Below are 21,788 nucleotides of genomic sequence, written 5' to 3'. Positions count from 1 at the left end.
TCCTCATGGTGCTGAGGTAGTTGCCGATGCGGTTTTTGCTGATTGAGCATGATTCAATCCTCGCTTCTCAGTTGAGTGAGTTATTGATTGCACAGCGCTATTCTGTGAATTTGACGGAAGACAGTCAGACAGCGCTGCAATTACTTGAAACCTATGGCTATGATTTGGTGATTTTGGATACGACGCGACTCATGTGGGATGCGGAGTCGGACTTGTCGTGGAATAAAGCGCTTGAGTTTTGCCGAAACCTCCGCCTTCAAGGTCATCAGATGCCGATTATGATTTTGAGCGAAACAGATGTAACCGCCGATCGCATTGCAGCCTTGGAGGCGGGAGCAGATGATTTTGTCACACAGCCGATAGATCTCCATGAGCTACTGGTCAGAGTTCGGACATTGCTCCGTCGCGGTAAAGAAACCGTTGAAGAAGTCTTGACCTGGGAGAATTTGAGGTTCAATTGCAGTACGGGAGAGGTGACTTATCACACTCAGATCCTGCACCTTACCCCGAAGGAGTATCGATTACTTGAGCTATTTTTACGGAATCCTAGTAAAGTTTTTAGTCGATCGGCATTACTGGATCGCATTTGGAATCCGGGTGAATTTCCCAGTGAACAAGCGGTCAATACGCAAATTAAAGGATTGCGGCAAAAACTGAAAGCAGTGGGCATTCAATCGGAAGTGATTGAATCCTTGTATGGACTGGGCTATCGGCTCAAGCCTGCTCCGACTCGAGAAACAGAGGTCTTTGATGCGATCGCTCAAATTTGGCAGCAGTTTCAGCCTAAGCTCCAAGAGTATTTTGCGGTGTTTGAACAAGCATTGACCCATCCCTCGTCTGAAGTGCAAAAACAAGCGAGAATGTTCGCACATCAACTCGTGGGTTCTTTAGGGACGTTTGGGTTTGCAGAAGGATCAACGATCGCACGGCAACTTGAACAAGGCTTTCGGTCAGAACCCCTTGATCACAATTTGATCTCTGAACGAATTGAGGCATTGAAAGCGGTACTCAAACATAAACCCGAGAGCCGCAAACTTTCTGAGCAACCAGCTCAACAGTTTCCGTCTGGGACAAGAGTTTTACTGATTGATGATGATATGACTCTGACCGCACAGATGCAGGTGGTGCTATCGGCGAATGGAATTCAAGTAGAGAGCGCTTCAGATTCTGCAACCGCGAGAATGATGCTGGCGCACAATCCACCTCAACTGATTCTTCTCGATTTGATGTTGCCGGATGAAGATGGATTTAAATTGCTTGAGGATCTCAATGCTGAATTTTCAAGCATTCCAGTGCTGATTATGACCAGCCGGGATCAATTGAGCGATCGTGTTGCGGTTGCGCGCCTCGGTGGACGAGCTTTTTTACAGAAACCCGTTGCCCCAGAGCAATTATTTCAAGCCATGATGCAAGTTCTAGAAGTACAGCAGCATTCCGATTATCAAGTGTTGATTGTCGATGACGACCCGCAAATTTGCTCGATCGTGAGAACGCTGCTCGAACCTTGGGGCGTGCGAGTCACAGCTTTATCTGATCCGCGATCGTTTTGGGCAGTTCTAGAGCATTCAGCGCCTGATCTCTTGATTCTTGACATTGAAATGCCAAATTTCAGCGGGCTAGAACTCGCTCAGGTTGTGCGGAATGATATGCGCTGGAGTGGACTTCCGATTCTATTTCTCTCGGCTCATCGCGATACGGAAACAGTTCGCCAAGTCTTTACGGTCGGAGCAGATGACTATGTAAGTAAGCCGATCGTCGATGCAGAACTGATTGCACGAGTCCTGAATCGACTAGAACGCTCTCCCGTTCGTCGTCGGAAAGTATGAAGTCTTGAGTTGCGTTCCGTCAGAGAGCATTTCTGCTGATCAAGGTGCAGCGGCGCGCTGTCTTTGAGTTGAATATTCTGGCGGGATAGATAGTACCCTTGTGTTCCCTGTCCCCAACCCATCTTAACAATCTGTAACTAGCAAACTGTTGTTCCTCACTATTTCCTCACTATTTCGCCATACAGTATGGGTCTAGAAACAATAGTTTTCTACCCTTACTCAGGAGCCTTTCTATTAACGAATTAGCGACATCTTGCCCTAAAGCCATGAACGCGCATCATAACTTGGCAATAGGAAGGCTCTTTTCTCGACATTATTCCAGCACACCCGTATCGTTTGACGCAGAAGGCTCTCACTATGACTTTTACCCATTCGCAGCCCCGCTTCAATGCGCCAGAGTTCTTAAATCCAGAACAAGCGTCATTCGATGCTCGGCTTGAGGAACAGAGACAAGACCGTACTAATTCTTTGCTGTGGACGTGCGATCTCGGGTTTTCGACTCCTCCAGAGATTGAAGTTCGAGAAACTCAGCACGAAATTTTTCTCACAATCAAGATTCCAAACTTGCGCTCTGAAAGTCTCAATATTCAATTGAGCCAGGAAACGATTTTGATCCAAGGCGAACAAGAAATTGATTTGCTCGATACAAGTCTGGATTGGAATGCCTATCCTTTTACGTTCCGCAGCCTAATTCCATTACCTTCTGCAATTCAGGTTCATTCTGCAGTCGCAGATTTGAATCACGATACGATTTCTTTTATCCTCCACAAAGCTTGGAAGATGCGGTATCAGTTTAAGATTGAACCGATCGATCGCAGTTACGATTGATTCCAAACGCTCGGTCATCATTTAAAACTCTAGTTCTGAGTCAGCTAGAGTTTTTTAGTATCAAAAAAAGGCAATAAAAAACCCAGTAGCGCGACACCACTGGGCTGGTAGCTGTGAAAGTTGATACTCTCTAATGAAATGACTTATGTGCTAATAATCGCAGCCCTGCCCTAAATTCTCATCTGTAGATTCACTAGAATGTATTGCCCTTAACACGAAATCCCCCCAAAGATAGAAGCGAGATCTCAGTAGTTATACGGTACATTTTCGTCGTCAATTTGCAGATGATTAAAGACTTTGCGATAAATTGCTGAGAATTGAGGTCTCCGAGTTCTGTGGGAATTCGGAGACCTTCTGGAGTTGGCTAAACGGTTTGTAGCATCGTTGAGTCAAACTTGCCTGTTTGTAGCCAGTGTTCAAGTCCGGCAGGAATTTGAACGCGGCTTAGCTCTTGTCGCAGCGCGTCTCCTTCTAGAACCTCTTGATTCAGCAAAGTCTGAGAAAGTTCTTCAAGGAGTGCTTGGTTTTCTCGCAGAATTGCCAGCGCCATGTGGTGAGCGTTATCGACGATCGCTTTAACTTCTTGATCAATTTCTTCGGTCACTTTGGCACTGATTTGACGGCGAGAAGGTCCATAGCCTTCCATAAATTGCTGCTGCATTTTTTCAAATGCAACGGGACCAAGCTGATCGCTCATGCCATAAATTGTGATCGATCGTTCTGCTAAATCAGTTGCTTTTTGGATATCGTCACTGGCTCCAGTCGAGACTTTGTTGAAGATAATTTCTTCAGCAGATCGCCCGCCTAGTAAGGTTGCAATCCGACCTCGAATTTCGTCTTCTGCCATTAAAAATCGATCTTCTTCAGGCAGTTGTAAGGTATAGCCCAAAGCACCGACTCCGCGAGGAACAATCGAGATTTTTTCAACTTTACCTGCACCCGGCATCAATGCCCCGATTAAAGCATGTCCGACTTCATGGTGAGCGACAATCTTCTTCTCGGTTTCGTTAAGCACTCTAGAGCGCTTTTCTAATCCGGCAATGACTCGTTCGATCGCTTCATTAAAGTCTGCCATTACAACTGCATCCCGATTGTTCCGAGCGGCAAGTAAAGCAGCTTCATTCACTAAGTTTGCTAAATCTGCCCCAGCAAAACCAGGCGTCCGAACTGCAATTTTTGCGAGATCAACATCGTCTGAAAGCTTCACTGCACGAGCATGAACGTTGAGAATCGCTTCACGTCCGATTTTGTCAGGACGATCGACAACGACTTGACGATCGAAGCGACCCGGACGACGTAAGGCTGGATCTAAAACTTCTGGACGGTTCGTTGCTGCTAGCAGAATCACACCTGTGTTGGCATCAAATCCATCCATCTCCGTTAGCAATTGGTTCAACGTCTGTTCGCGTTCGTCATTGCCGCCCATGATGTTGCCTGCGCTGCGAGATTTACCCAATGCGTCTAGCTCATCAATGAACACAATACAAGGCGCTTGCTGTTTCGCTTGTTCAAACAAGTCTCGAACTCGCGATGCCCCGACCCCAACAAACAATTCAATGAATTCAGAACCCGAAATTGAGAAGAATGGCACGCCCGCTTCCCCAGCGATCGCTTTTGCCAACATTGTTTTCCCGGTTCCAGGAGGTCCAACCAGCAGCACACCTTTGGGAATCTTCGCCCCCAGTCGTGCATACTTATCTGCATTTTTCAGAAAGTCCACAATTTCTTGCAGTTCCGCTTTTGCTTCATCTACGCCTGCGACATCGCTGAACTTAACGCCTGTTGTTCCTTCGGAGTAGATGCGTGCTTTACTTTTACCAACTGTTAAAGCTGCGGCTCCTCCCCCTTGGCGATTGACCAAGAAGCTATAAATTCCAAAGAAAATCAGGGGCGGAAGTACCCAACTTAACAAGGTTCCAATCCAGCCATAAGCGCTAGGAGTAGGTGCGCTGAATTCAACATTGTTCTCCCGTAAAATTTTTGGTAAATCTAAGTCGATCGCGACTGGAGTAGTTTCAAATACGCGTGGACGAGTGCCTTCTGGTAAGGGTTCGTTCGATTTCAGCGTAAATTCAATTTTGTCATTGCCGACGATCGCTCGTTCGACATTTCCTGATTTCACTTGTGAAACGAAATCACTATAAGCAATCTGCTGCGTCTGCGATCCAAAGCTGGGAGCGACAAAATTCAGCAATATGAGTAAGGTAAATACAATCAGCAACCCGCCTCCGAACTGCCGAGGGCGCTGAGTGCGCTTGTTGTTTGTGTCTACTGGCATTGCGGATTTATCTCGAAACGTTTTCTTTATTGTAGAAAGTTTCGCTCGATCGCCTGTCTGCAATTCTCAGTCAAAAGGTAAGGATTTCCGTACCGTGTAAGGAATATTTAGCGACTTTGATTTCTCAAAAAAGCTGCAAATGCAATCAATTCAGCACGCACTTGAGAAAATAGATCTGGAACAGCCTCAATTAAGGGTTGAATTTGCTCTGGATCAAATTGCTGAGCATACAAATGACGGACAACATGCCGAAACCTGCGATATTCATCTAGCAGCGCCGAATTTGCTTCAGAAATGACTGCGGGACGAACGTCCTCAATTTCAATCGTCATTTGTTTTAACAAGGTTCGATGCCAATTCTGTCCTTGTGGGCGAGAACGATCGATGATTGCAGCAATTAGCTCAAACAAACGCTCTATGCCGTTGTAGAAACCATGCAGATTGAGGGCTGCACCATCAACGTAGAGGTCATCACCGGACTGCTGAAACCTTTGCCAACTCTGTTGTGCTCGAGCAACAACGGGTTCAATTTCGCACAATTCTGTATCGATCCGAGCTGCAAGGTCTAATAAAATCTCGCTCAAACAATGACTCCTGTTTGCTCGATCGCTTGCTTAACTGAAGGACGACAGGTTCGATTCGTTGGATCAACTAAATCGATTTTGAAGTCTGAACTGGTTTCGTTGAGAGCTTCGAGCGCCTTGCAAAGCTGATTTGGTGCGATTCCCCAAACTGCTAAATCAATGTCCGACCAAGGAGTATAGCGTTTCTTATTCGTCAGTGAGCCAAAAACAGCAACCTGCTCAGCTGCAAACTGTTGCTTGAGAATTGCCACCAATTTAGGAACCAGTTCCCAAGCATTTTGCCAATGTTCATCTGCTGATTGTGTATCAAGTCGCTTGGCAGGGTTATAGCGGCATAATTCTTCTGGAGATAGCTCTAAAGCTGTTTTCGCCATATCTCTACTCATCCTTTGAATTTATTGTGACATATTGAAGAAGATTGGCATTTTAGTCATGACCAGAAGCCTTGATGCAGTTTGATAATTTCAGCTTCGACTTCAGCGATCGGACCCCAAACCTGAATCTGCTTCTGTCCATGCTCAAAGACATATCGACATGGAATCTCTAAAGTCGGATTCTGGTTATGATTTCCGGTTAGCTCTAACAATCGCCGTTCTGAAATTCCATAGACCAAACGCCCGATATTTGCCCAATACTGTGTTCCAGCACACATCACACAAGGTTCAGCGGTCGAGTAAAGTGTACAGTTCCAGAGATAATCCGGCTCGTACTGGGTATAAGCAATCCGAATTAAAGTCGTTTCAGCATGATTGACGGTATCAAGGTTGCCTTGTTCTAGCAGCACTGTCTCTTGATCTGGTGCAACGAGAATCGCTCCAAACGGATGATGACCTTGCTCGATCGCGTGCTGAGCAATCCGATTTGCATGACGTAAATGCTTGAGGATTTGCGCTTGGGTTGGAGTTTGCATTCGTTCAATTTCTGCTCGTTGTTACATCCTATGAATGAAGCACAATCTCACCAGAAAAGTCTTGAATAATTGAAATATCCCTCCTAAACATAGCAATTATGGCGAAAACTGTTGCAGAGGCGATGAGCCGCGCTCCGATTACGGTTCACCCTGAAACCTCAATTACTGAAGTGATTAAAATTCTGGCAGACAAACGGATCAGCGGTTTGCCTGTTCTAGATGACGATCAGCACCTCATCGGCATTATTTCCGAAACGGACTTGATGTGGCGTGAAACGGATGTCACACCACCCGCTTACATTATGCTGCTCGACAGTGTGATCTATTTAGAAAATCCTGGTCGGTATGAAAAAGAGTTACACAAAGCGCTAGGACAAACTGTGGGTGAAGTGATGAGTGCCGTTCCGGTTACCACCACCACTCCGGAAACTCCACTCTCAAAAGCTGCCAAATTGATGCACGATCGTAAAGTGCATCGGCTGCCTGTGATCGATCAATCCGGTCACTTGGTCGGAATCCTCACGCGTGGCGATATCATTCGCACCATGGCAGCCGAACAAACCGAATAATCCTTGTTAATTCATGACTATTACACCAGATTCAGTCCGAGATCTTTTACAATCCCAAGATTTTGGCGATCGCTTACGGGGCATTAATCAATTGCGCCAACTCGATCCGGCGATCGCATTTGAGCTAATTCAAATCCCAGTGGTCGATAGCAATGTGCGAGTGCGATATGCTGCTGTCAGTCAGGTTGCATCCTTGGGAAGTCAAGATCTCAGCACCGCTCTGCAACTGCTCCAAGTCGCCCTTGCAGATTCGGAACCCGATGTTCAGGCTGCCGCCGCAGACTCGATCTGTGCCCTTCAACTGACTGAAGCTTATCCAGATCTTGAAACGCTCTATCGTCACAGTCCAGAATGGCTGGTGCAATTTAGCATCATTGCAGGACTAGGCGAACTGGGTGACCCGCGATCGTTCGATTTGCTCGTTGAAGCGTTGAATTCAGAGAATGTCGTCATCCAACCCGTGGCGATCGGATCACTCGGAGAACTCGGTGATCCTCGTGCCGTAGAATTACTCATTCCCTATGCCACTAACCCTGACTGGCAAGTCCGCCAGCGAGTGGTGCAGGCGTTGGCAAGATTGAATACGCCAGAGGCACGATCAACGATCGAAACACTGACGCACGATGAATCAGAATCAGTCGCGAGTCAAGCAAAACAGGCACTTACAGCCTAGCCTTTTTTCTCTCTAACCATGAGAAACCTGAAAATCACCCGTATCTTCTCTATAGGATACGGGTGATTTTCATAATAAATGTGTCAATAATTACATCGTATTTTCAGTAGCACGGAGTTTCTCATGTTGACAAAATCCTTATATGAACTCGATATATCTCCTTCTTACTTGAAGCTTAAATGAATTCGTACGTACGCATAGGACAATTACGGACGCTCCGTAATAACTTGGATATATCGAAGACGAGCATGAGCCTCTGAACGTAGCAACACTGAATTGTCAAAGCGCACCCCCCGCCTTGAGTCTCGAACCTTCTCTGCAAACCCATTTCTCTGATTTCGTATCGATCTGTTATGAATAAGCAAGTTTCTCTCTCTCTTTTCGCTGGCGTTTTGGCAACGGGTGCGATCGTGGCTTTCCAGCCTTCTGCAAATGCTGCTTCTTTTAGTTTTAGTGCCTCTGATGCAGTCAACGCAGGATGCGTCGGGCAAACGAACTGCAATGTGAATGGCTTCTTCTCTGTCGGTGCGAGTACAACTAGAAACGCGTTTGATCCCGTTCTGACACAAAAAACAGTTGGTGGCGTGCTGGGTATCGGTATCGATAGCAGCAAAGACGCAAATGGGAACCCGGCTGGTGAAACTGTGAACAATCAATCGCTCGGTGAAATTGATATCGACGAAACCTTAAGTGTTGGTTTCAAAAGTGCTGGAGTTTTGAAGGCTTTAGATCTCAGTTTCCTGTACAGACCAGGCGTGTATAACGACGGAGTTTTTGAAGTTGCGCTTGTTCAAGCCGATGGTGGCATTGGGTCAGGAACGCTGCGTGTAACGAGTGCTAACTCTGCTGTTTGGAGTCTAGGCGGGACGGTAACCAATCTGGCTCTCTCCTCAAAAGACGCGGGTGGGTCTTATCGCATCACCAATCCGTTTGGAGATATCAAGATCACAGGATTCAGCTTGAAAGCGCTAGCTCAAACAGCGCCAAATAGCACCACCACACCTGATGGAGCGAAGAACTCTGATTTCACGCTCTCGAGAGTTGAAGTAACAAAAGTCCCCGAACCCACAACGGTTATCGGTCTGGGACTGGTTGGACTTCTCGCTGCTTCTCGTCGTCGTAAGGCAGCAAAAGCAAACTAAGACATTTCAGCACTAACTCTATACTCTATGAACGTGCGATCGCTTCTTCACTGAGCGATCGCTTTTATTATGAAAACTCAACTGACAAGCTCACCGTTGTTGTGAGGGTCGAGTTTGGGGCGATCGACAAAAGATGATCGCCTGTATTCAAAGCATTTCGAGGCGCGCTCCAAGGTTCTAAACAGTAGAAATCCTTGCCTTTTAGTGTCCAAAACACCAAAATTGGAAACTCATCTGCAGCGGTCAAAGTAATCCGCGTATGACGACTGAGATCCGTGACATTCGAGACTTGGCGACTGATGTTCAGAAATGCCCAATCAATTTCGTCTTGGGCAAAATCGAAGGTGTTGAAAAAAGGATGAGTAGCTTGAGTTCTTTGATCGAGGGCTTGATCGGCTGGAATTTCAAATCTCAATTGATGTTTTTCTAAGGCGAGAAAATAGGGATGAAACCCAATCGAAAACGGCATCACTTCATCTGAGAGATTCGCAATCTTCTGCGTGATCAAGAGAGTCTGACCTTGCAGGGCATACGTGAATGCCAGACGAAACGCGAATGGGTAATGTTCTAAAGTTTGTGCATTGCTAGAAAGCCCAATCGTAAAACTCAACTCGCCCTCTGTTTTTTGATCAACCACTTCCCAAGGCAGATCTCGCGCAAATCCGTGCTGCTTTAGCGTGTAAGTCTGACCTTTATAGGTGTAAGTATTCTCGGGAAGATTGCCACAAATCGGAAACAAAATTGGGATGCCGCCTCGGACAGATAGCGCTGGATCAGCGAATCGGGCGGTATCCATATAGAGCAATTCACGCCCTTGAACTTGCCAACTCGTAATAATGCCCCCGCGATCGGGAACAATTTCGAGCTTAGAATTGGAAGCTCGATCGAGCAACACATAAGTATCAAATTGTTGGCGACGACGTTCGATAGAAAACACAGGCAAGTGAAGGAATGATGGTTAAAAATTGAAAGCCGTCTGTGAGTCTGAGCGGTCAGCTTCGGCATAACGACGTTTGATCGGCTCTAAGCTATTCGTCGAAGGCGAACGGGTAGCATCGTCTAAATGGGTATGAGGGTCTTGGGTTGCCTGTGGGCTAGGAGAGGTTTGCTGCGGAACCATCGGAGCCGGAGATTCATTGTTTTGATTGATAAATGAATTGTTGTTCCAAGGCTGTTGAGAAGGCGGTGAACCGGGTTGAGACTCGCTGGATGGAGCTTCAGTCGGTGCAGATTGTTCAGAGTTCGGTGATTCAACAGGGCTAGAGTCAGGAGATGGCTCGATCGCAGGCGCAGATTGCTCAGTCGGTACTGGTGCAGTCGGGGCAAATTCAACAGAAGGAGTGGCTTCTTCTGTGGGTGACTCAGCCGCAGGAGGAGCTTCTCCTTCGGGTACAGATTGCTCAGGCTGAGACTCAGGCTTCGATGGCTCAGAGATAGGCGTTTGAGATTCAATCTGGGTTCCGTCTGGTTTGGTGACCGTATTTGTCCTTGCATCAATGACAAGCGGAGTTTTGAGGGCTTGCGGAAACGAGTCTGAAACCGACTCGATCTGATGTAAGATTTCTGCTGCGCGATCGCCATGAGCGATTCTCGGTTGGAACCCATTGACTTCAACAGGCAGCAGTTCCACTTTCATTTGACGATCTTTGAGTGCAACTCGCAGCATGGCACTGTCATAGGTGCTTTCAGGCTTGCCACCGAAAATGAAATTTCCGAGTGAATAGACGATCGGGCGACCTTGATAGAGTTCTGCACCCTGCAAAATGCTGGAGTGATGTCCGATGACGAGATCTGCACCCTGATCGATCGAGAAATGCGCTAACTCCATCTGGGCATCACTGGGATATTTAGAAATCTCTTCGCCCCAGTGAAAGTTCACAATCACCCAATCGACTTGATCCCGAATCGCTTGAATATCAGCCGCAATCCGATCGTTGTGTTTTCGATTAATTCCGGGCTGATTTGCGGTTGCCGCTTGAGTCTCTGAACCGTAGTAACCGAGATAGGCGACTCGTTGCCCATCGACTTCTAAAATTTCTGGACGACGCGCTTCTTTTTCATCCCGTCCGGCTCCAAAGTGGCGAATTCCAGCTTGTTCGAGCGTTTTCAGGGTGTCATCTAGTCCTGTGCTTCCGTAATCCATGATGCGATTGTTGGCAAGATTCACAACATCAATCCCACCATTTTTGAGCACCTCAACTTGTGCCGGATCGACTTTGAATGGCTCAGCTTGCTTGGAGTCAGTTGCGGTTGTAAAGGGAGCTTCGAGATTGACGATCGACAGGTCTGCGAGCCTTGATTCTTCTAATTCAGCAAACGCCCATTTTGGGTCGTCTTTGACCAACTCAGTGTAATTCTTCGTCAATGCCACATCGCCCCCAAATAGGATCGTTGCCGTTCCATCCATGTCCGCCTGAACCTTGTTCACTTGAACTGGCTCGAGAACGGTTTTGATGGTATCCGGGCGAGTGGTGAGAGTCGAATTGGCAGCAGTTGCGGTTTTTTGCTCATTCGGAGCATCCGAATAGCCTAGCCAGCAACCGATGATAAAAGCCGCTGCGGTTGTTCCTGTCAGCAAAAGCGATCGCAAGGCACGGAATTGAACTTTCTGTCGCGTGACTTGCTGAATTCGAGTTTTGATCTCAGCCGGTGCAGCGGATTGGGGAGCACTTTCTGCAAGTTTGGCTGCAAGTTTGGCGCGGCGGGCTGGAGACACGACTCTGACCGTCTTGCGCCAAAGCATCTGCGGCTTGCCGATAAACCGCGTTACAACTTGAATACCATCGATCACATCAGAATTCAGTTTCCACATGTGATGACAAACGAACCGCATCAAATTTTGTTGAAACTCGGGCGATCGCGCATCGACATCAGGAGAAGGATGGAACTCGATTAAAATTTTGAAACAGCCGGGTTGGGCTGCGGGTTCTGCTTGCGCGAAAAGATTATGAGGTAACAGAAATACATTCAGCCAGTACGCGATCGCCTTGGGATTCCCCGATCGCGCCAGCTCCAAAACGGAAGGCTGAGCCGATTCTGTTGCGTAACTCATAACGTTGAAAACTCCAAATGTATCTTGTCACAGAATACTAATACTGTAATTCTGCGAAGTTGAACGAATTTTATGGCATAAAAGCCGTTTTTTGTCACATCTCAGGAATCTTTTTTCGCAATCAAGCCATAATTTCTAACCTAAGACTGAATCAAACTAACCCACAACTTTATCTGGTAAATAGCAAATAATCCCTAACAAGATACCGATCAGCCTTCTAGGAAGCGAGTAGGATAAAGCTTATTGACTACTTAATTCTGTTTGCTAAGCATGTCTGCTGATCCCAATTTGGCTTCATCCAATTCCCCGAACGGCGAAATTTCAACGATTCCTACCCATGCGGAGATTGCGCGTGAGCGAACCGCTGCTCATCAACGCTCCTTAAACACAGGCTCTCCTCCTCCAAATCCCAACCGATCGATTATTTTGCTCTTGGCACTGGCGATCGTGATCATTGGATTGGTGATCAATCAGTTTTGGCTGATCTTGGCAGGCTCGATCGTGGCGATTTTGCTCTCGGTTCAGATTCTCTTTCCCACCTTGAAGCCGGTCTTGATTGAGCTGGTGACTGAGCAAGATCAGGGCATTTTCTTAGGCACGCTCGGCTTGGTGCTCGGTGTGGTCGGATTAGCTCAGGTATTGGGTCTTGGCAAAAGGCTAGGCGCGTTGTACCAGAAGTTAGATTGGGACGCGATCGGGGCGCTCGGTGAAGTTTTTGGAGCGTTGGGACAGATTCTCATCGCGATTTTGGCGGTTTATATTGCTTGGCGACAGTACGTGATCTCGAAGGATCTGACGATTCAGCAAAATACGATTACCCAACAACAAACAATCGATACCTATTTCCAAGGCATTTCGGATCTGGTGTTAGATGAGGAAGGATTATTAGAAGATTGGCCACAAGAAAGAGCGATCGCAGAAGGGCGAACGGCTGCGATTTTAAGCAGTGTAGACGGTTCAGGAAAAGCCAAAATTATTCGCTTTCTATCTCGTGCCAAGCTATTGTCGCCACTCAAACGGGATCAGCGATTAGGACGAGCAATTTTAGATGGCTCAGGTGGCTATGCTGAAGATCGATTGCATGGAATTCGAGTGATCGATCTAGGTGTGATGCTGGCAGCGGCAGATCTATCAGGAACGGACTTACGATGGGTGGATCTGAGTGAGGCGAATCTGATTCGGGTCAATCTCACAAATTGCGATTTGGTGAAAACGAACTTTACGCGCACTGTTTTGTGTGGAGCAAGTTTGCGAGGTGCGGATTTGAGTGGAACTCGCTTCTTTTACGGCAAGGTTGAAACTGCGTCTCCTCGCAGTCGCACAGAGCCACCCAATTTCAAGACAGGGATGTATACAGGTGCGGTGGTTGAGAATGCTGATTTTACAGGCGTAGAAGATATGTCTGAAGAACAGCGCTATTACTGCTGCGCCTGGGGGGGGACGAGAACGCGAGGAACAATTCCAGGAGGATGCGAAGGGATTCCCAATAAATTAGGGAGATAAATAGAGGGAAAACCAGATCACAAGTTGAAAACGAATCGAGAGAGTTTGGCTGCGCTCAGCCCGCAACGAGTACGGAACATTGAGCGCAATCAAACCGAATCAAGTTATTTCTTGTCGCTAACCACTTTCTCAACAGCTGCTTCTGCTTTTTCAATCAGATTGGCTTGGTCAGGATTTTCTTTCTTAAAGATTTTCAAATCCTTCTGATATTCCTTATCTAATCCATTCGGATCGCTTGCCGCTTCTGTTGCTTTTTCATAAGCTTCTTCCCGGCTAGAATATTGCTCTCCGTCTGGACTGATGACTTCTTCATGTCCCGGTGACTGAGTCGAAACCGCAGCAAACGCAGGTGAAAAGAAGCCTACCCAACTCATAAAACCAACCAATAACACTGCGAATACTGTTCCGATTAGACGTTTCATATATAAAATCCTCGATGAATTGACTCGCAGCTATCCTACGGAATTCACGATCGTATTTCCGTCTACCACAGGATAGAAGCACGGGCATAAACTCATCTGAAAAAACTTATCGATCGTGATAAGTCAGTTGTGGCACGGGCGATCGTCGCAGCACTGCCATATCTTCCGCATCTAATTCAACGGGCGTTCCACTGCGAATCAATTCTGCAAAATCCTCGTTTGGAATCATGATGCAGAGGGCATAAAGTCTTTCTGCTCCAATATTTCGGATTTCATGAATCCCGGTTGGCGGCACCAGTAGACTATCGCCTGCCTGAATCCGTACTTCTTTACCATCGCAGATGGCAATGCCTTCACCTTTCAGCACGAAGAACATTTCGATCGCGAGTTGATGTCGATTGGGAGGAGTCTTGCCACCAATATCGAATATCTCAACACATAGCGTCAGCGAAAAATTCGCGATCGTAGGGTCAAAGACAATCGCGAGCCGATTCGTATCGTGAGGACTAATGCGGTAAGCCTGATACTCAGCGGGAGATTTGATGACCGGAATCACACAAGATTCATCCATCGAACGAGCCTCTACACGAAGGTCTTACCGTAATTTATAGGTCGCAATCTGCATATTTTGTTTGTTTATTACAAAATGCGAATCAGGAAACCCTCACTTTTCGCAAGTGCTGCTGTAATTAGATATCCCATGTGACTCGTAGAAAACCTTTCTAATCATCATCGTTGTCAGATCTTTTTGTCAGATCTTTTCAAAGCCCGATTTGTCTTACTCTGCTTGTCTCGCTTTTGAGTACTTCCTTGCTGAAGTTTTTGCTCGACTTGCTGCCGTAAACTTAACGCATCGGCATAATCAGGGCGAATTTGAATTGCTTTGTCGATCGACGAGATCGCATCATCAGTCCGTCCCACTCCCCACAGTGCTGCCCCCCGGTTGTTCCAAGCTTCGGCGAGTTCTGGCTTGAGCGAGATCGCCCGATCCAATGCCATAATCGCTGCCTCTAAACGACCTAACCGCAAGAGGAGTGTGCCTTTATTGCTCCAGGCTTCAGCAAAGTCTGGCTTGAGTGTAATGGCTTGCTCGTAAAGTGCCAAAGCTGGCTCATATTGTTGCTGCTGCTCTAGGGCATAGCCCTTGCTCCACAGCGCCTCCGGATAATCAGCGCGTGAAGCTAATGCGGCATCACACGCTGCGATCGCAGCTTTACTCTGCTGCAAATAGTTCAAACTATAGCACCGTCCCCAATGTGCTTCAGCAGATTTTGCATCTAGTTCAATGACTTGCTCATAAGTGTCGATCGCACGTTGATATTGTTGAACAGTTCGATATTGATTTGCCTCACTCAAGAGTGCCGCGACGGAATCAACAGACGTTGAAGGAGAGGGAGTAGGAATACTCGTCTGAACAGCAGGAATAGTTTGAGGATGACGAGTTGCATTCCATCCAAACAGAGCGAGGATAACCAGTCCAACCGCAGATAGCGTCATTCGACGATGCGGAATTTTGCTCAAAAGTTCGCGCCCTCTCATAGAGACCTGTTGCTTGAGCGTGTTGCCCTGTGGTAGAGATGTGTTGCTCGAAGATCCTGGCGCTAAAGCAGTAGATTGAGACAAGTTAAGAAAAGGAAGGAAGTTGCGTCTGTGAATCGGTGCGCCAGAGCGGGGAACAGGGTTGACAGCTAGGGTAGCTTGTGTGGCGATCGCAGGAATTTCAGCTGGCTTTGGGGGAATGGGTCGCTGCATTTGAGGTGGCAGCGTGATCTGACTAGAGATCGCCTGAAGTGCTGCTAGAGCTTCTCCAGCAGTCGCATAGCGATCGCGAAAATCAGCACAGACCATTTGCTCTAGCAAGGTCGCGATCGCAAGATTGAGATCGGGCACGCGATCGCGCCACTGAAGCTCTCCCGTATTTGTATCTTGGCTCAATTGATGGACTGAAATCCCAGTCAGCACCTCAATGGCAACAATTCCAACCGCATAAACATCACTGCTAAACCGAGGAGTCCCTGCGATTTGCTCGCAAGGCATATAGCCCGGTGTGCCAATCGCAATGGTCTGGGTGGGAGCCGCATGAGGATGACTCAATCCCGTTCTGACTTGTTTCACTGCCCCAAAATCGATCAGCACAATTTCTCCATCAGAGCAACGACGCATCAGATTGGAGGGTTTAATATCCCGATGAATGACATTCTGTTGATGCACGAAACTGAGAACATTCAGCAGACTTTGCAGCAGATGGGTCACTTGCGCCTCTGACCAAGGCTGACCGCTAACGAATTCTTCGCTCAAAGAATTCCCATCGATCCACTCCTGAACCAAGTAAAACTCCGTACCATCCTGGAAGTGAGCGAGTAAGCGCGGAATCTGATCGTGATGTCCTAAGCGATAAAGAACTTGAGCTTCTGTATCGAAGAGCCTCGCGGCAATTTGTAAACTTCGGGGATGAGTAGACTGAGGTTTCAGTTGTTTGACGACGCAGTGAGGTTGCCCTGGTAGATGTAGGTCTGTGGCGAGAAACGTTTGCCCAAATCCGCCAGATCCTAACTCTTGGATCACTTGATAGCGACCCCCCAGCAATTTTTTGGGCGAATTGAACTGAAATCGTTGCAAGAGACTCACGGATTCCCCCCACTCATGTTTTAATGCTGCCTTTACCCTATCTCTAAGGATCACTACAGCGGTCAGGTAAAATTCTTGACTTCATTCACTACTGAAATGGTTTCAGGCAAGATTTTAACAATGAATGGTAATGCTGAGTCAGTATCGTCATGGTGATCCCATCAGCCCACGATCGTCAAGTTGAATCAGCCCCAAGAGAAAAGAAAGGGGTGTTGTTTGCAATCAAAAGTAACAGGCTGCACTCCTACTACTCCGAAGCAAACAACTCCCGCTCAACTGCTCGAACATCTCTACTGTAGAGAGTTGTCAGCTTAAAATACATTCCCCAGATGGGCACTGTTTCCGATGTGTTTCTTCCCACAGGTTGACGAAGAGTGCGCTCGAATTTCAAAGAATGGAGAGTTATTAGCAAAGTTAGGATAAATTCATGGCAAACCAAGCTCAAACGGCTGATCTCGATGCCACAATCGCACTTTTGAAGAATGACTTAGCAAAAATTGATCCAGAAGCAGCGATCGCCAATATCGAAGCGTGGCAGCAGCAACTCACGGGAACCGAAATTGCAGAAACATTAGGTGAATTAAAGTTAGCGATCGATGGCGGTGTCCGCAGCGGCGAGATCCCAGCAATTCTCTCGGCTCTCGGTCATCAAGTTTCCTCTGCCGTAGGCTCTCAAGAAGGCAGTTCAGCTTCTAAACTTCAAGAACTCGGACAGTTGCTATCTAACATCAGGAAATAAGCTACTGTTCGTGTATTGAATTCCGATTCGCAAGCTTCAAACATGCGATCTGCAATCATTCAGAGCTGAGCACAGGCGGAGTTTGATCAATTCGGATTCTATAGTAGCGGGCAATTTTCTACTTACATCACCCAAGACCAGTGATTGGTTTAGGTGATGTAATGTGTCTTAGTACAGGAAGATGGAGCCGTTTTCTTCAACGCGCATCGTGGGGCTGTCTGTTCCAAGATCAGTGTTCGTTTCTAAAGTCACCTCGATTGTGCCAGGAGCCTTTTGAGATTGCTTTGGAGTCACTTGCAGTAGCCCAGAATCTTGGCGATCGAGGGTCAAAGTTGTCGGAACTCGCAAACCTTGCAGCATCACAGTTCCCCGACCAGGCAAGGTTCTTACCTGGGTATCGCCAACCGCTTGATACGAAATCGCTGCATTTGTTTTGTTAACTAACATAATGTTCACACGATCACCCTTCAGTTCTACTCTCGCTCTTGGAATAAATTGAGCTTCCGGTGCAGGTGTAACAGTGGGTTTAGGTGGATTCTGAGCAGCAGCAGGGGTCATGACACTACTGACTGTGACTAAGGCAGCTAAAATTCCAAATCCGAATGGTTTCAACATCGTTCAGACTCCGTGAAGTTCCAAATTAAACTGACGATTTGCAATATCCTTATGGTTCATTGCAGTATCTTCATCATACCCAACTGCATTTTTAGAGTTGCTTCCACAAAAATGGGTGATCTTGATCAATCACCCATGCCTAAAGTGCTAATTTTATCGATTCTTCTAATATTTCATCCCAGCTAGAGAGGGCGCACTCTTGCTATGTCCATTCTGAGCAAACTTCTCAGCAAGCAACTGTCGATAGACTGCTTCGTAACCATCGACCATCTGCTTCACACCAAACTTTTCTTCTACATGTCTACGGCAAGCAATGCGATCGATTTCATCAATCCGATGCACAGCCTCAATACATTCATCGACGTTTTGGCAGAGGAATCCAGTCTTTTCATGTGCAATGACTTCAGAAGTCGCCCCGAGTTCTAACGCGATCACGGGTGTCCCTGCAACCATAGACTCCACCATGACTAATCCGAACGGTTCACGCCAAGTAATCGGAAATAATGTTGCAATCGCATTGCCCATTAAATGATTTTTCTGAATATGATTTGCTTCGCCTAGATATTGAATTTGTTCGCCATCAATGTGCGGTTTAATCTCTTGCTCAAAATAATCGACATCGACTCGATCGACCTTTCCCGCTATTTTCAGTGGATATCCAGTCCGTTTCGCAATCTCGATCGCATGATGTGGACCTTTCTCAGGTGAAAGCCGCCCTAAGAAAGCCAGGTACTGTAGTTCATCTGGCTGAGAATAAAACTGATGAGTCGCAGGATCGATCCCGTTGTAAACCGTAGCGACATAATTTAACTCTAATTGTGGCTCCCGTTGAGTATCTGAGATACTTACATAAGGCTGAGACTTAGCAAGACTGAATGCTTTCTGATTATCTAAGCTAAATGTTCCATGTAAAGTATGTACAGTCGGCGTTTTCACTAATTGCGCGCAAGCCAATGCAGCAAATCCAATATGGGAATGAATAATGTCAAATTCGTCTGAGTGCTGATAAACCTGACTTAACTGCATTGCTTCATAAGCTGTATGTTCTTTGACAGATGGATCTAATCGCAATGCGCTGGGATGAATCGCTTCAAGATTCGCTTGGGTTCTGGAATCTCCTGTTGCAAACAATGTAACTTCATGACCACGACGAACAAGTTCTTCAGTCAATAAACTCACAACCAGTTCTGCCCCACCATAAGCGGGAGGAGGAACTGTCTCCCACAAAGGAGCAATCTGAGCAATTCGCATTCTTAACCTCCGTTCTGCGTATTAACTCAGACTGTAAGCGGTTTTACTGAATTACTTCATCTAGCCAGAGAGTTACCCTGTCAGACAGATGACTGCTGCTGATGACAGAAGTAGAAGCGGCAAGCCAATCGAAGATTGTTTCTAATTCAGTCAGTGTAATAAAGCCGTACTGCCAAAGCACGATCGGTAAGAGGCTATCGATCTCCTCTGAGTACTGTAGCCCGATTTTTATCGAATCGGATGAGACAGCTAGCTCATCAGTGAGAAATTGAATCAGCGATCGCGTTCTATCAGCCATGGATTTCTTCAATGACCTGAACGCGACCCAATCGGATCGCATAGAGTAGGCGCTCGATTGCTTGCTTTTCTTCGTCAGTTGTTTGCTGATCCAACATTGCCGCTTGAAGCTTTTGACAAGCCAGCGGAGTCATTCTGCCTGTATTGCTGACTTCAGCGAACAAATCGGAAATTGAATCTGTCAGTAAAAGAGAGGATTCCATCGGGAAAACTACAAGAGCGTTGTGATACTAATATCGGCTTTTTGAAGTGGAGCGTGGGTGACAGATCAAGGACTGACCCGTGACTTTTTCCTCTTTAGGAAGTGATATATATCACCGATGCAGTTCTTTTTTCCCCAGAAGGAGTCCCGGTAATGATCACAACTGCGGCTAATTTATATGCGCCGGATGCAGGCGACGTTCAGGCGGCGATGAGTGAGATTGATGCATTTGAGCAATCGCGTGCCACGGGGATTTGGGCGGGTTTGGATAAGGCAACGGTGATTGCAGAGATGCGATCGCGCGTCGCTGATCCGTTCCAAATCAATCAAGGTGGGCAGCCGTTTTGTGGACCCGCCAGTGTGTTGTTTGAACTGGTTCGCAAGCAACCGACTCGTTACGTTCAGATTTGCCAGACTCTATTTGAAAGGGGTGGATTTCAAGGCACAAACCGTTGGATTCAAGCAAGCGCTGCGCTGCGGAGCAATCGAGATCAGAATTTGCGCATGGAGCAAGCAGATTGGATGGTTTTATCAACGTTGCGCGAGTCAGAGAATTCTCTATTTCCGGTAGAACCAAATGCGCCTGATCTGATTCGGAATCTAGCCGGTATGACGAAATCTTGGGAGGTTAAAGGCTGGATTGATGAGCTTTTAGGCTATTCCAAGACTGCCTATCATCAGGCATATCTGTTTAGTGATGTCAAAGCGATGCAGGCGGCGATCGCCGCGATTCAGTCGGGTGGTGTGGCGATGCTGCTCGTCACTGCTGAAGGATTTTTACAAGGCGATCCCCCTCCGGTTCCGTTTCCGAGCCATTGGGTAACGTTGCTCGGTGGATTTGAGATGAATGGCGATCGGGTTGCTTTCGACATTTACACTTGGTCGAAAAAACTCACCGTGAATACAGATATGAATTCATTCAAAAAATACTTTTGGGCGGGTGTCACGGGGACTCGGTAAGGTGGGGAGATGGGGAGTGGGGTAGCGAAAGCTGCATTTTCCCTATCCCCCTATCTTCCTATTCTTCACGAACAGCTTCCAACATACGAGAGAAGTAAAACTTCGTGCTCGTCATTGCAGTTCGCTTGACTTTCAATCCACAGTCTTCTAACACTTTTACGATGTCTTTCTCACGATGCTGATAAGCGCGAGTCGTCTTACTCGGGCCTGGGAAAAACTCACCGATTCGCTTCAAAATCACTAATAAACAGGTCTTCGGGGCAAAGCTGAGAATTAAACGATTTTCCGCCAAACTTGCTAAGTGTTTGATCATATCGGCGGCTTGCTCGGTCGGATAGTGAATCAGCACATCCAGACAAACGACGGTATGATACTTGCCGCTTAGAGTCTCCAAATCTTGTACGACGAAAGTCGGATTATCTTTCAGTCCAAGCGCGATCGCTCTTTCTTTCCCTTCTTCCACCATTTTTTCTGAGATATCACTCGAAAAAACGGTTGCACCTGCTTGTGCCAGCGGAATACTCAAGCTGCCAACTCCACATCCCGCATCGCAGATCGTCAAATCTGCTAGATTTTCATCTGCTTTGAACCAGTCCAGCAAAGTATCGACTGTTTGCTGATGCCCTGTGCGGATATCGAGTTGTACCTTATTTACTTCACCATCGCCGTAGATACGTTTCCAGCGATCGAAGCCCGTGGCATTGAAATACTCACGCACTTCGGTTTTATCATCCACTCCGTTCATATATCCGCTTGTGATCTCGTTGATTCGCCTCAACTATCGTATTACGACGATCGCCCCTGAACCCAGATCAGAGCGAAATTCCGCGAAGAGACTCCCCACTCCCCATCTCCCCACTTCGCAAAATCCATCCACTTGACGACTAGAAAAGATATCGCCTGACTTTGTGGTGCAAGAACTGGTCTTACTTTTGGTCTTATTCGTGGATTGCTAATAATTTGCGTACAAACATGAGGTTCTTATGAAATTTTCATGTAGCCATCACTACGCCTCGGTATTCTCAGGTATTCTACGAGAAGGCAAAACCCCAAATCACTCGGCAGTTGCCCGTAATTTTACAGGTCTGTTGAGGCTGTGAGGGAACTTTTGCTTTGACAAGTCAATCTGAGTATCTTGGGGGCACCTGAACCGTGCCCCGTTTTTTAGGGGTTTTCGGATTTCTCTGAACAGGGATAAGTCTACGGAGGGCAACGAGTTACGCACCACCTGTCCTATATCGAAGTGTAAGAGAGTTTGAGAAAATTTACGGAATTCAGTGAGACAGAATTGTATCTGTCACATAAAATT

Annotated in this window: 22 protein-coding genes; 8 read left to right on the top strand and 14 right to left on the bottom strand. The window is 46.9% G+C overall.

Annotated features, from left to right (window positions below):
• The first annotated feature begins 26 nt into the window (after positions 1–26).
• A complete protein-coding gene (locus OU814_RS13595; protein ID WP_017286501.1) occupies positions 27–1,826 on the top strand; it encodes a response regulator in 1,800 nt (599 codons plus the stop codon).
• Between the two features lie 357 nt (positions 1,827–2,183).
• Positions 2,184–2,654: an Hsp20/alpha crystallin family protein gene (locus OU814_RS13590; RefSeq protein WP_017286500.1), complete on the top strand. Its 471-nt coding sequence runs from the start codon at positions 2,184–2,186 to the stop codon at positions 2,652–2,654.
• A 364-nt stretch (positions 2,655–3,018) separates the two neighbouring features.
• On the opposite strand, the gene ftsH is transcribed toward OU814_RS13590, so the two are convergent.
• From ftsH to OU814_RS13570, 4 genes are all read right to left on the bottom strand, one after another.
• A complete protein-coding gene (gene ftsH, locus OU814_RS13585) occupies positions 3,019–4,932 on the bottom strand; it encodes an ATP-dependent zinc metalloprotease FtsH (RefSeq protein WP_017286499.1) in 1,914 nt (637 codons plus the stop codon).
• A 107-nt stretch (positions 4,933–5,039) separates the two neighbouring features.
• Positions 5,040–5,516: a hypothetical protein gene (locus OU814_RS13580; RefSeq protein WP_242044203.1), complete on the bottom strand. Its 477-nt coding sequence runs from the start codon at positions 5,514–5,516 to the stop codon at positions 5,040–5,042.
• Complete coding sequence (locus tag OU814_RS13575; RefSeq protein ID WP_190647261.1) at positions 5,513–5,890, bottom strand: nucleotidyltransferase family protein; 378 nt, start codon at positions 5,888–5,890, stop codon at positions 5,513–5,515. The genes OU814_RS13580 and OU814_RS13575 overlap by 4 nt, the downstream gene beginning before the upstream one ends.
• Positions 5,891–5,946: 56 nt before the next feature.
• Complete coding sequence (locus OU814_RS13570; protein WP_268183533.1) at positions 5,947–6,426, bottom strand: nucleoside deaminase; 480 nt, start codon at positions 6,424–6,426, stop codon at positions 5,947–5,949.
• A gap of 98 nt (positions 6,427–6,524) precedes the next feature.
• On the opposite strand from OU814_RS13570, the gene OU814_RS13565 reads away from it, so the two are divergent.
• The 3 genes from OU814_RS13565 (at position 6,525) to OU814_RS13555 (ending at position 8,810) form a co-directional block, all read left to right on the top strand.
• On the top strand, positions 6,525–6,995 hold the full coding sequence (locus OU814_RS13565) for a CBS domain-containing protein (RefSeq protein ID WP_017286497.1): 471 nt from the start codon (positions 6,525–6,527) through the stop codon (positions 6,993–6,995).
• A 13-nt stretch (positions 6,996–7,008) separates the two neighbouring features.
• On the top strand, positions 7,009–7,668 hold the full coding sequence (gene nblB, locus OU814_RS13560; RefSeq protein ID WP_190647258.1) for a phycobilisome degradation protein NblB: 660 nt from the start codon (positions 7,009–7,011) through the stop codon (positions 7,666–7,668).
• A gap of 353 nt (positions 7,669–8,021) precedes the next feature.
• Positions 8,022–8,810 carry a PEP-CTERM sorting domain-containing protein gene (locus OU814_RS13555; protein WP_268183529.1) on the top strand — a complete coding sequence of 263 codons (789 nt, stop codon included), beginning with the start codon at positions 8,022–8,024 and terminating at the stop codon, positions 8,808–8,810.
• Between the two features lie 67 nt (positions 8,811–8,877).
• Here the strand turns inward: OU814_RS13555 and OU814_RS13550 are convergent, their stop codons facing one another.
• Both OU814_RS13550 and OU814_RS13545 read right to left on the bottom strand, forming a co-directional pair.
• Complete coding sequence (locus OU814_RS13550; RefSeq protein WP_017286494.1) at positions 8,878–9,747, bottom strand: aldose epimerase family protein; 870 nt, start codon at positions 9,745–9,747, stop codon at positions 8,878–8,880.
• 21 nt (positions 9,748–9,768) lie between these two features.
• Positions 9,769–11,862: a CapA family protein gene (locus OU814_RS13545; protein ID WP_268183527.1), complete on the bottom strand. Its 2,094-nt coding sequence runs from the start codon at positions 11,860–11,862 to the stop codon at positions 9,769–9,771.
• A gap of 270 nt (positions 11,863–12,132) precedes the next feature.
• On the opposite strand from OU814_RS13545, the gene OU814_RS13540 reads away from it, so the two are divergent.
• A complete protein-coding gene (locus tag OU814_RS13540; RefSeq protein WP_268183525.1) occupies positions 12,133–13,365 on the top strand; it encodes a pentapeptide repeat-containing protein in 1,233 nt (410 codons plus the stop codon).
• Between the two features lie 104 nt (positions 13,366–13,469).
• Here the strand turns inward: OU814_RS13540 and OU814_RS13535 are convergent, their stop codons facing one another.
• From OU814_RS13535 to OU814_RS13525, 3 genes are all read right to left on the bottom strand, one after another.
• Positions 13,470–13,787 carry a hypothetical protein gene (locus OU814_RS13535; protein ID WP_268183522.1) on the bottom strand — a complete coding sequence of 106 codons (318 nt, stop codon included), beginning with the start codon at positions 13,785–13,787 and terminating at the stop codon, positions 13,470–13,472.
• Positions 13,788–13,893: 106 nt separating this feature from the next.
• On the bottom strand, positions 13,894–14,358 hold the full coding sequence (locus OU814_RS13530) for a cupin domain-containing protein (protein WP_017286490.1): 465 nt from the start codon (positions 14,356–14,358) through the stop codon (positions 13,894–13,896).
• A 167-nt stretch (positions 14,359–14,525) separates the two neighbouring features.
• Entirely contained in the window at positions 14,526–16,415 is a 1,890-nt protein-coding gene (locus OU814_RS13525; RefSeq protein WP_268183519.1) for a protein kinase domain-containing protein, read from the bottom strand.
• Positions 16,416–16,842: 427 nt separating this feature from the next.
• On the opposite strand from OU814_RS13525, the gene OU814_RS13520 reads away from it, so the two are divergent.
• On the top strand, positions 16,843–17,154 hold the full coding sequence (locus tag OU814_RS13520) for a hypothetical protein (RefSeq protein ID WP_017286488.1): 312 nt from the start codon (positions 16,843–16,845) through the stop codon (positions 17,152–17,154).
• A 168-nt stretch (positions 17,155–17,322) separates the two neighbouring features.
• Here the strand turns inward: OU814_RS13520 and OU814_RS13515 are convergent, their stop codons facing one another.
• From OU814_RS13515 to OU814_RS13500, 4 genes are all read right to left on the bottom strand, one after another.
• Positions 17,323–17,769, bottom strand: a complete 447-nt coding sequence (locus tag OU814_RS13515) for a hypothetical protein (protein WP_268183516.1) — start codon at positions 17,767–17,769, stop codon at positions 17,323–17,325.
• Positions 17,770–17,934: 165 nt separating this feature from the next.
• The gene (locus OU814_RS13510) at positions 17,935–19,020 is read right to left on the bottom strand and encodes a glycosyltransferase family 4 protein (protein WP_017286486.1); all 1,086 of its coding nucleotides are present in this window, start codon (positions 19,018–19,020) and stop codon (positions 17,935–17,937) included.
• A 43-nt stretch (positions 19,021–19,063) separates the two neighbouring features.
• The gene (locus tag OU814_RS13505) at positions 19,064–19,318 is read right to left on the bottom strand and encodes a DUF2949 domain-containing protein (protein ID WP_017286485.1); all 255 of its coding nucleotides are present in this window, start codon (positions 19,316–19,318) and stop codon (positions 19,064–19,066) included.
• On the bottom strand, positions 19,311–19,520 hold the full coding sequence (locus OU814_RS13500; protein WP_017286484.1) for a hypothetical protein: 210 nt from the start codon (positions 19,518–19,520) through the stop codon (positions 19,311–19,313). Before OU814_RS13500 ends, OU814_RS13505 begins: the two co-directional genes overlap by 8 nt.
• A 152-nt stretch (positions 19,521–19,672) precedes the next feature.
• Between OU814_RS13500 and OU814_RS13495 the strand changes: the two genes are divergently transcribed.
• Positions 19,673–20,479 (top strand): hypothetical protein, encoded by an 807-nt coding sequence (locus OU814_RS13495; RefSeq protein ID WP_268183512.1) that lies wholly within the window; start codon positions 19,673–19,675, stop codon positions 20,477–20,479.
• Positions 20,480–20,537: 58 nt separating this feature from the next.
• Here the strand turns inward: OU814_RS13495 and bchM are convergent, their stop codons facing one another.
• The gene (gene bchM, locus OU814_RS13490; RefSeq protein ID WP_017286482.1) at positions 20,538–21,224 is read right to left on the bottom strand and encodes a magnesium protoporphyrin IX methyltransferase; all 687 of its coding nucleotides are present in this window, start codon (positions 21,222–21,224) and stop codon (positions 20,538–20,540) included.
• Positions 21,225–21,788: the final 564 nt, after the last annotated feature.

The sequence above is a fragment of the Leptolyngbya sp. GGD genome (assembly GCF_026735145.1).
In the GTDB taxonomy this organism is placed as follows: Bacteria; Cyanobacteriota; Cyanobacteriia; order Leptolyngbyales; family Leptolyngbyaceae; genus Leptolyngbya; species Leptolyngbya boryana.
The sequence above is the reverse complement of the archived record's forward strand: the minus strand, read 5'-3'. Positions and strand labels throughout refer to the sequence as shown.

Coding starts and splice junctions, on each gene's coding strand:
- OU814_RS13495 (WP_268183512.1), top strand. CDS start 19,673: ATGATCACAACTGCGGCTAATTTATATGCGCCGGATGCAGGCGACGTT.
- OU814_RS13595 (WP_017286501.1), top strand. CDS start 27: ATGCGGTTTTTGCTGATTGAGCATGATTCAATCCTCGCTTCTCAGTTG.
- OU814_RS13520 (WP_017286488.1), top strand. CDS start 16,843: ATGGCAAACCAAGCTCAAACGGCTGATCTCGATGCCACAATCGCACTT.
- bchM (WP_017286482.1), bottom strand. CDS start 21,224: ATGAACGGAGTGGATGATAAAACCGAAGTGCGTGAGTATTTCAATGCC.
- nblB (WP_190647258.1), top strand. CDS start 7,009: ATGACTATTACACCAGATTCAGTCCGAGATCTTTTACAATCCCAAGAT.
- OU814_RS13530 (WP_017286490.1), bottom strand. CDS start 14,358: ATGGATGAATCTTGTGTGATTCCGGTCATCAAATCTCCCGCTGAGTAT.
- OU814_RS13545 (WP_268183527.1), bottom strand. CDS start 11,862: ATGAGTTACGCAACAGAATCGGCTCAGCCTTCCGTTTTGGAGCTGGCG.
- OU814_RS13500 (WP_017286484.1), bottom strand. CDS start 19,520: ATGGAATCCTCTCTTTTACTGACAGATTCAATTTCCGATTTGTTCGCT.
- OU814_RS13555 (WP_268183529.1), top strand. CDS start 8,022: ATGAATAAGCAAGTTTCTCTCTCTCTTTTCGCTGGCGTTTTGGCAACG.
- OU814_RS13515 (WP_268183516.1), bottom strand. CDS start 17,769: ATGTTGAAACCATTCGGATTTGGAATTTTAGCTGCCTTAGTCACAGTC.
- OU814_RS13575 (WP_190647261.1), bottom strand. CDS start 5,890: ATGGCGAAAACAGCTTTAGAGCTATCTCCAGAAGAATTATGCCGCTAT.
- OU814_RS13505 (WP_017286485.1), bottom strand. CDS start 19,318: ATGGCTGATAGAACGCGATCGCTGATTCAATTTCTCACTGATGAGCTA.
- ftsH (WP_017286499.1), bottom strand. CDS start 4,932: ATGCCAGTAGACACAAACAACAAGCGCACTCAGCGCCCTCGGCAGTTC.
- OU814_RS13540 (WP_268183525.1), top strand. CDS start 12,133: ATGTCTGCTGATCCCAATTTGGCTTCATCCAATTCCCCGAACGGCGAA.
- OU814_RS13590 (WP_017286500.1), top strand. CDS start 2,184: ATGACTTTTACCCATTCGCAGCCCCGCTTCAATGCGCCAGAGTTCTTA.
- OU814_RS13510 (WP_017286486.1), bottom strand. CDS start 19,020: ATGCGAATTGCTCAGATTGCTCCTTTGTGGGAGACAGTTCCTCCTCCC.
- OU814_RS13535 (WP_268183522.1), bottom strand. CDS start 13,787: ATGAAACGTCTAATCGGAACAGTATTCGCAGTGTTATTGGTTGGTTTT.
- OU814_RS13565 (WP_017286497.1), top strand. CDS start 6,525: ATGGCGAAAACTGTTGCAGAGGCGATGAGCCGCGCTCCGATTACGGTT.
- OU814_RS13570 (WP_268183533.1), bottom strand. CDS start 6,426: ATGCAAACTCCAACCCAAGCGCAAATCCTCAAGCATTTACGTCATGCA.